Annotated in this window: 6 protein-coding genes and 1 pseudogene; 5 read left to right on the forward strand and 2 right to left on the reverse strand. The window is 71.4% G+C overall.

Annotated features, from left to right (window positions below; genetic code table 11):
- The first annotated feature begins 34 nt into the window (after nt 1–34).
- The 3 genes from FPZ41_RS42730 (at nt 35) to FPZ41_RS42740 (ending at nt 1,923) form a co-directional block, all read left to right on the forward strand.
- Nucleotides 35–376: an ADP-ribosylation/crystallin J1 gene (locus FPZ41_RS42730; protein WP_152869834.1), complete on the forward strand. Its 342-nt coding sequence runs from the start codon at nt 35–37 to the stop codon at nt 374–376.
- 117 nt (nt 377–493) lie between these two features.
- Nucleotides 494–1,489: an endonuclease/exonuclease/phosphatase family protein gene (locus tag FPZ41_RS42735; protein ID WP_228023385.1), complete on the forward strand. Its 996-nt coding sequence runs from the start codon at nt 494–496 to the stop codon at nt 1,487–1,489.
- 218 nt (nt 1,490–1,707) lie between these two features.
- On the forward strand, nt 1,708–1,923 hold the full coding sequence (locus FPZ41_RS42740) for a hypothetical protein (protein ID WP_152869832.1): 216 nt from the start codon (nt 1,708–1,710) through the stop codon (nt 1,921–1,923).
- A gap of 114 nt (nt 1,924–2,037) precedes the next feature.
- Here the strand turns inward: FPZ41_RS42740 and snpA are convergent, their stop codons facing one another.
- Entirely contained in the window at nt 2,038–2,709 is a 672-nt protein-coding gene (gene snpA, locus FPZ41_RS42745) for a snapalysin (RefSeq protein WP_152869836.1), read from the reverse strand.
- 224 nt (nt 2,710–2,933) lie between these two features.
- On the opposite strand from snpA, the gene FPZ41_RS42750 reads away from it, so the two are divergent.
- Nucleotides 2,934–3,914 (forward strand): LysR family transcriptional regulator, encoded by a 981-nt coding sequence (locus FPZ41_RS42750; protein ID WP_194236418.1) that lies wholly within the window; start codon nt 2,934–2,936, stop codon nt 3,912–3,914.
- 112 nt (nt 3,915–4,026) lie between these two features.
- Here FPZ41_RS42750 and FPZ41_RS42755 read toward each other — a convergent pair whose 3' ends face one another.
- On the reverse strand, nt 4,027–6,123 hold the full coding sequence (locus tag FPZ41_RS42755) for a PhoX family protein (protein WP_322621453.1): 2,097 nt from the start codon (nt 6,121–6,123) through the stop codon (nt 4,027–4,029).
- A gap of 719 nt (nt 6,124–6,842) precedes the next feature.
- On the opposite strand from FPZ41_RS42755, the pseudogene FPZ41_RS42765 reads away from it, so the two are divergent.
- Nucleotides 6,843–7,726 (forward strand): annotated as a pseudogene (locus tag FPZ41_RS42765) (VWA domain-containing protein); the annotation flags it as partial.

Genomic DNA, 7,726 nt, shown 5'->3' on the forward strand with positions numbered 1-7,726 from the left:
CACCCAGCCCACGACTGCCCGGCCCACGACCACCCTGTGGCGCCCGACCGGCCCGGAGGAGCTCGTGCTCGTGGAGGCCTCCGGCTGGACCGCCTGGCCTCCCCGGCTCCCCGAGCAGCCGATCTTCTACCCGGTCCTCAACGAGGACTACGCCGTGCGCATCGCCCGCGACTGGAACGTGCCCGCCTCCGGCTCCGGTTACGTGACCCGCTTCGAGATCGACGCGGAGTTCGTCTCCCGGTACCCGGTCCGGCAGGCCGGCGGCCGGACCATCCTGGAGCTCTGGGTCCCGGCGGAGGAGCTGGCGGAGTTCAACGCGCACATCGTGGGCCGCATCGAGGTCGTACGGGAGTTCCACGCCGTGTCGCGGTCCTGACCTGCGCCGTCAGCCGTTGCGTTCGGCACCCTCGCAACCGTCCGCCCGGCGCCCCCGTCTATGAGGGAGGATTCGGGCACCCTTTCGGGCACCCGGCGAGCAGGTGGAGGCCAGGACTTGGACACGGTGGCGGCCGAGCGGACGGTGAGGGAGGACGAGCGGGCGTCCGGGCGCAGGCCGGGCGCCTGGTTCGCGGGGCTGCTGCTCGCCGGGGTCAGCGTGGTCCTCGGGTGCCGGGTGGCCGACACTGACGGCGTCACCCCGGTGCCCCAGGTGCTCGCCTTCCTGCCATGGTTGCTCGCCCCCACCGCCCTCGCCCTGTTCCTCGCCCTGCGCTCCCGCTGGCGGACCGGCCTGGTGTGGGGCGTCGTCGTGCTCGGCGGCCTCGCCTGGTTCATCGAGCCGTACGGGAAGACGGACGACCCGGGCGGGCCGCCGCTCGCCGAGGTCCGGGTCCTGACGTCGAACGTGCAGTTCGGGCGCGGGACCGACGCGCTCGTCGACGCCGTCCGCCGTCACGACCCGGACATCGTGTTCGTCCAGGAGTGCGAGCAGACTTGCTCGGCCGCCCTCAGGGACGCCTTCGAGGGGGACGGCTACCCGTACCGGCAGGCAGTCGAGGGCTACGGCTCGGACGGGTCCGTCATCCTCAGCCGCTTTCCGCTCACCGAGGCCGGCGCCGTCCCCGGCACCATGGGCATGCCCGGCGCCACCGCCGATGTGCGGGGCCACCGGGTACGGCTCCAGCTCGCGCACCCCATGCCGCCGCTGCCGGGCCGGCTGGACACCTGGCGGAGTGAGCTGGGCCGCCTGCGCGCGTACGCCGAGGCCGACAGGTCCACGCCCACGATCGTCGCCGGGGACTTCAACGCCTCCCAGGACCACGCAGCCTTCCGCCGCATCCTCGACGCCGGCCTGCGCGACGGCGCTCGGCTCGCCGGGGAGGACCGTACGCCCAGCTGGCCCGCCCGGACGGCGCCGAGGTTCGGCGCGCAGATCGACCACGTCCTGGTGTCCCGGGACTTCGCCGCACAGCGCGCCCGCTTCCTCGGCGTCGACGGCACCGACCACCGTGCCCTGCTCGTGGACCTCACGCTGCACCGGCGGAGCTGACCCGCGGCACGGCGTCGGCACCGGTTCGCCGTCTGCCTCGGCATCGGCATCGGCCTCGGCCTCGGCCTCGACATCGACATGGCGTTCCTGGCCGACGGTCAACTCCTCACCCTTGGCGAATCGTTACGTCACGCCCGCAGGGGTGATGCGGCACGTACGCACGGCCGACGAGGGCAATGATCCCGCTTGTCAGCCTTCCTACCGAAAAGGGAATGTTCATGAAGCGTACGAAGCGTACGGCTGCCGTCCTGCTCGGAGCCCTCGGAACCCTCGCCGCCCTGGGCGCCCTGTCCACGCCCGCCGGCGCGGTCCCGGACCCCGTGGCGACCATCAACTGCGCCCTCCAGACCCCCGGTGACGTGACCGCCATGGTCGACCCCGCCGCCCCGGCCGTGCCCACCGAGCTCCCGGGGGTGACCTGCCTGACGCCATGAGCCGGACGACCGGCCGATGAGTGCGGGCCGCCCTGTGCAGGAGGGCGGCCCGCACCCGTGGGGGGGGGTGGCGGCTGATCGGGCCCGGTCGGCGAGCCGGGCCAACGGGCCCTGCTAGCGGGCCTTGCCGAGCGCCTTGTCCAGGGCCGCGGCGAAGCCGTTGACCCACAGCTGGTCCACACGGGCCCGCTCGGCGGCGTTCGGGTTGGCGTTCGTGCACGACGTGCCGGGACCGCCGCCCGACATCAGCTCGCTGCACGGGCCGGAGTAGTGGTCCGGCAGGCCGAGCACGTGCCCGGTCTCGTGGGCGGTCACGCGCGTGGAGTCGTACTGCTGGTTCTGCGCGTAGTCGAGGAAGATGTAGCCGCTGCCGTGGCCGTTCGTGGAGGCGTAGGAGCCCCGCGAGTCGTTGCCCTCCCGGTAGCTGAAGTCGGCGCTCGACGCCGAGCCCGACTGGAGTTTCACGTTCGCCACCGAGCTGTTCCAGATCTGGGTGCTGCGGGATATCTGGCTCGCGAACGTCGGCGCGCGGGAGGCGTCGTAGACGACGGTGACGGCCGCGGCCTCCGGGGCGGCGGCACGCTTCTCGGCGACCGACCGGATCACCGCCTCGAAGAACGCCTCGTTGGCCTTGGCCTCTTCCGACGAACCCTCGTACGCCACATACGACTCGGGGGCCGGCGCGGCGGGTGCGGCGGACGCGGGGACCGCCGTGCTCAGGCCGGCGCCCGCGAGAGCGAGGGCGATCGCCGCCATACGGGCGGACTTGGGCGTGCGCGTGCGCATACGCATCGATGACTCCTTGGGTGGGGGGTGAAGTCGTCATCGAGTCTGGGCGCCTGTGCGATGGCTGTGATGACGCCAACCGGCGATAGCACGCGACTATCGGTCATTCGCCCGTCGACCGTCCAACTCGCCTGTGTTGCATGGGGTTTGTGCGTCTGGTGCAACCCATGTTCGCGCTCTACTCTCCACTGACATGGAGCCGGGACAAGCAGAGAGCTTGCACCATGGAGCTTGAGGTGAGACATCTACGCGCGTTGTGCGCCATCGCGGACACCGGCAGCCTGCACCGGGCCGCGCGCCAACTCGGGGTGGCGCAGCCCTCGTTGAGCACCCAGTTGCGCCGTATCGAGCAGGAGCTGGGCGGCACCCTGTTCCTCCGCGAGCGCACCGGCTGCCGCCCCACCGCGCTGGGCCGTGTGGTGCTGGGCCGGGCCCGCCCCCTCGTGGCCGAGCTGCACGCCCTGGTGGCCGACGCCCGGGCCGCCGCCGTGACGGGGCCTCAGCTCCGCATCGGTTCCACCGCGAGCCCCGCCCTCGCGGGCTGGCTGCGCCGCCTGCGGGACGACCCCCAGGAAGCCCTCCTCCAGATGGATGTCTCCGCGAACGCCCTGCTGCGCATGGTCGCCGACGGCCAGCTCGACGTCGCGTTCGTGCACGAGGTGGAGGGCTGCCCGCTGCGCATCCCGCCCGAACTCGGCATCCGTGTCCTCGTCGACCGCGAGCCGCAGTTCGTGTCGCTGCCCACGGACCATCCGGCCGCCGCCCGGCCCGTCGTACGCCTGGCCGACCTGGCCGAGGACCGCTGGATGGTCGACCCGACGGTGGACGGCGAGTGGGACGCGGTGCACCGCATGCTGCGCGCCGCGGGGCTCAACCCCCGCATCCTGCACGGCGACTACCACACCACCGCGTCCCTCGTCGCGACCGGCGAGGTCGTCACCGTCTGCCAGCCGACCTGCCAGTCCCGCCCCGGGATGGCCGTACGCCGCCTGCACGGCGACCCCCTCGGTGTACGCCTCATGCTCGCGGCCCGCACCGAGGAGGTGCTGGACTCGGTGTACCCGGTGCTGGTCGAGGCGTACTGGGACACGGTGCGCCAGGCCCCGGCGTACCGGGAGTGGCTCATGGCGAAGGGGGCGCCCCCGGGCCTGGGAGCGCCCCCTTCGCCGTACGAGCACACGTACAGCGAGAAGAAACCCGCGTAGATCTCGCCACGGCGGCAACCCGCGTAGACCTCGCTACGCCGGGTACCCGCGTAGACCTCGCCACGCCGGGCCTCGCTACGTCGCTACGTCACGACGTCTTCGTCACGGACCGTCAGGCACCGATGTCGCTGCCGTCCTTGGCCCACACCGAGACGACGGCCGGGCGAACGATCTTGCCCTGTCCGTCGGGCCAGGCGCTCTTCGGGTTCTCCACGGAGGCACCGTCGATCTCGCCCGGGTGCTGGACGGCGACGAGGACGCGGCGGTCCTGGACGATCGGGCCGCAGGTCTCGGCGCCGTTCGGCACGGTCAGGAACTGCTTGAGCTCACCGCGCCGCTCGCCCTTGGTCGCCACGCCGAACAGGCCGTCGTGCGAGCCGAGCGCGTTGCCGTCGGTGGAGATCCACAGGTTGCCGTGCGGGTCGAAGGCGACGTTGTCGGGGCAGGAGATCGGGCTGACCTGGTCCTTCGGGAAGCCCGCGAAGTAGGTGGCCGGGTCGTTCGGGTCACCCGCGACGAGGAACAACTGCCAGGCGAACGTCGTGCTCTCGGGCCGGTTCCAGCGCTCGGTGAGTTCGAGAATGTGACCGTGCTTGTTGGCGTTGCGCGGGTTAGCCTCGTCCGCCTTGGCGTTGGAGCCGACACCGCGGTTGCTGTTGTTCGTCAGGGCGACGTAGACCTTGCCGCTGGTGGGGTTGGGCTCGACGTCCTCGGGGCGGTCCATCTTCGTGGCACCCACCTTGTCACCGGCGAGCCGCGTGAAGACGAACACCTCCTCGGCCGTCATCCCGTCCACGTGCGAGACGGCGCCCTTGGCGGTGGCGGTGGCCAGCGGGATCCACTCGCCGCTGCCGTCGAACTCGCCGTCGCTCGGCAGCTTGCCCGTGCCGTCGATCTCGATGGCGGGGGAGTTGCCGGTGAACTTGGCGACGTAGAGGGTGCCCTCGTCGAGGAGGGAGAGGTTGTGCTCGCGCACGGCACGGGAGGTCCCGTGCTTCATCCGCTTGCTGCCGACGAACTTGTAGAGGTAGTCGAAGCGCTCGTCGTCACCGGAGTACGCGACGGGACGGCCGTCCTCCGTGAGCCGGATGGTCGCGCCCTCGTGCTTGAAGCGGCCGAGGGCGGTGTGCTTGCGGGGCGTCGAGGTCGGGTCGAACGGGTCGAACTCGACGACGTAGCCGAAGCGGTGCGCCTCGTTCGGCTCCTGGGCGAGGTCGAACCGCTTGTCGAACCGCTCCCACTTGCGCTCGGAGGCGCCGGTGCCGATGCCATACCGCTTGTCGGTCGGCCGGCTGCTGTTGGCGAAGTACTGGTTGAAGTTCTCCTCGCCGTGGAGGGTGGTCCCCCAGGGCGTGGTGCCGCCGGCGCAGTTGTTGAGGGTGCCCAGGACCTTCGTACCCGTCGGGTCGGCGGAGGTCTTCAGCAGGTCCGACCCGGCGGCCGGACCGGTGATCCGGAACTCGGTGGTGACGGTGACACGGCGGTTGAGGTGGTGCCGCGGCACGGCGGTGAGCTTGCCGGTGCGCTTGTCCTCCTCGACGACGACCGCGCCCAGACCATGGGCGGCCCAGGCGATCTCGACCTGCTCGCGGGTGGGGTTCGCGGCGTCGTAACCGCGGAACATCAGCACCTCGTCGGTGTACTCGTGGTTGGCCACGAGGATCTGCCGGCCGCGCTCACCGGGCACCGGGAGGAGGGCGAGGAAGTCGTTGTTGTAACCGAACTGCCCGGCCTGGGCCTTGGCCGTCTGGTTCTCGGGGTCGAAGGCGGGGGCGCCGCGCAGAATGGGGTCACCCCAGCGGATGACGACGTTCTGCTCGTACCCCTCGGGGATCACCACCGCGTCGGCGGTGTTCGGGGCGACCGGGGCGAAACGGAGACCGCGGGCGGCCTTGCCCTTCTTCGCGGCCGTGGCGGCGGTGGCCTCGGTGGCGGGACCGGTTCCCGTGGCGGCGGTGGCCTCGGTGGCGGGCGCGACGACAACGGCACCGGCACCAGTGGCCACGGTCACGACGGCAGCGGCGCGCATCATCGTCCGCCGGCTCAGCGCGGTGGCGATGACGTCACCGACGTATTCATTGGTGCTGGTGTTCGGCACCTCGTGGAAACAGGCGTCACCACACCGGAACCGGCAGGTCATGGCGGACCGCCCCCCGGGGTGCGACGCGCTCTCCCCGTTCACTCCAACCACTGGCAACAGTTTGCGCACTTTACTCTCCCCATGCGTGCCCTTGATGTGAATGTGACGGTAGGGGCGAACGCGTTCGATTACACGGACGGCGAGTGAACAAGTGGTGAACCTGGAGAGGTTGAGGTGGTATTGACACGAGCAGAGGGATAGGGCTACCGACTCTTCTTGCCCCAGCCCAAGATCGCCACGGTCGGCCGCTAACCTTACGTGTCCGTCCTGGCCAGGGATCGACGGGCTTCAACTCACGCGAAGGGTTGCGCAACATGGGCATTCTTTCTCTCCTGCGGAACGCGTTCGGCCGCTCACGCAAGGGGCGCGACGCCGACGCGACAGCCTCTTCGCGGGAGCCCTCGCCCGAGACTACGCAGGCTCCTTCTGCATCGGATGCTTCGACGTCGACTGCCTCGACGTCGGCTGCTTCCACGTCGACTGCCTCGACGTCGACTGCCTCGACGTCGACTACCTCCACGTCGACTACCTCCACGTCGACTACCTCCACGTCGACTACCTCCACGTCGGGTGCTTCCACGTCGGGTGCTTCTTCGCAGGCTGTCTCCGCGGAGGCCGTTTCCACGGAGGCTGTCTCTACGGAGGTTGCCTCTACGGAGGTTGCCTCTCCTTCTACGGAGGCTGTTTCGCAGGACGCGGAGCGGAAGGTCCCGGCCCCGTCTCCCGAGCCCGAGCAGTCCCCGTCCGCTGCGGACGACCTGGTCTCGGCGGCCTTCGACAACGTGACGGTGCCGAAGCCGAGGCCGGAGGAGCAGAAGCCTGCGGCACCGGTGGCCGAGCCCGAGGCCGCCGCGGTGGCCGAGCCTGAGCAGGAGCCCGCCGTCAAGCCCGAGCCGGAGGCCGAGAAGGCCCCCGAGGCGAAGCCCGAGGCCGAGCCGGAGGCGGAGGCCGCGGCTGAATCGAAGCCGGAGGCCACGACACCGGCGCCCGTGCCCCAGCCGACGGCCGAGACCCACGAGCCGGAGCCCGAGCCCGCCGCCGAGCCGCAGGCGAAGGTGGAGACGCAGGTGGAGGTGGCCGCCGAACCGAAGCCCGAACCCGCCGCCGAGGCCGAGCCGGAGGCGAAGGCAGAGGTTGAGGCGGCCACCGAGCCGAAGCCGGAGGCACCTGCCGTCGAGCCGGAGGCCGCAACCCCGGCGCCCGAGCCCGAGCAGGAGCCCGCCGTCAAGCCCGAGCCGGAGGCCGAGAAGGCCCCCGAACCGAAGCCCGAGCCCGTCACCGTGACGGAGCCTCAGCCCGCCGTTGAGCCGGACCCCGTGGTCGCCGCAGCCCCGGAACCCGTCGTTGAGCCGGCGCCGGAGCCGGAGGCCAAGCCGGAACCCGAGCCCCAGCCCGAGCCAGAGCCCGAGCCCGCGGCCACCGAGACTCCGGAGCCCGCCGCAGTCGCCGTAGAGCCGACAGAGCCGACCAAGTCGACCGAGCCGACCCAGCCGGCCCAATCGACCGAGCTGGCCCAGCCGATCGAGCAGCCGAACGAACCCGCGGCCGCCGACGGCGACCAGGCCCCACAGGCGTCACCCGCAGCCGACGACGAGAGCAGCACGGGTGGTGCGGGTGGGAACGACACCCTGGCCGAAGGCGAAGCCGAGGCCGAGGCCGAGAACACCCCCGC

It is taken from the genome of Streptomyces acidicola (assembly GCF_009377235.1).
Lineage (GTDB): Bacteria > Actinomycetota > Actinomycetes > Streptomycetales > Streptomycetaceae > Streptomyces > Streptomyces acidicola.

Bases quoted from the DNA above. Each gene is read 5' to 3' on its own strand.
- FPZ41_RS42740 (WP_152869832.1), top strand. From the start codon at position 1,708: ATGAAGCGTACGAAGCGTACGGCTGCCGTCCTGCTCGGAGCCCTCGGA.
- snpA (WP_152869836.1), bottom strand. From the start codon at position 2,709: ATGCGCACGCGCACGCCCAAGTCCGCCCGTATGGCGGCGATCGCCCTC.
- FPZ41_RS42750 (WP_194236418.1), top strand. From the start codon at position 2,934: ATGGAGCTTGAGGTGAGACATCTACGCGCGTTGTGCGCCATCGCGGAC.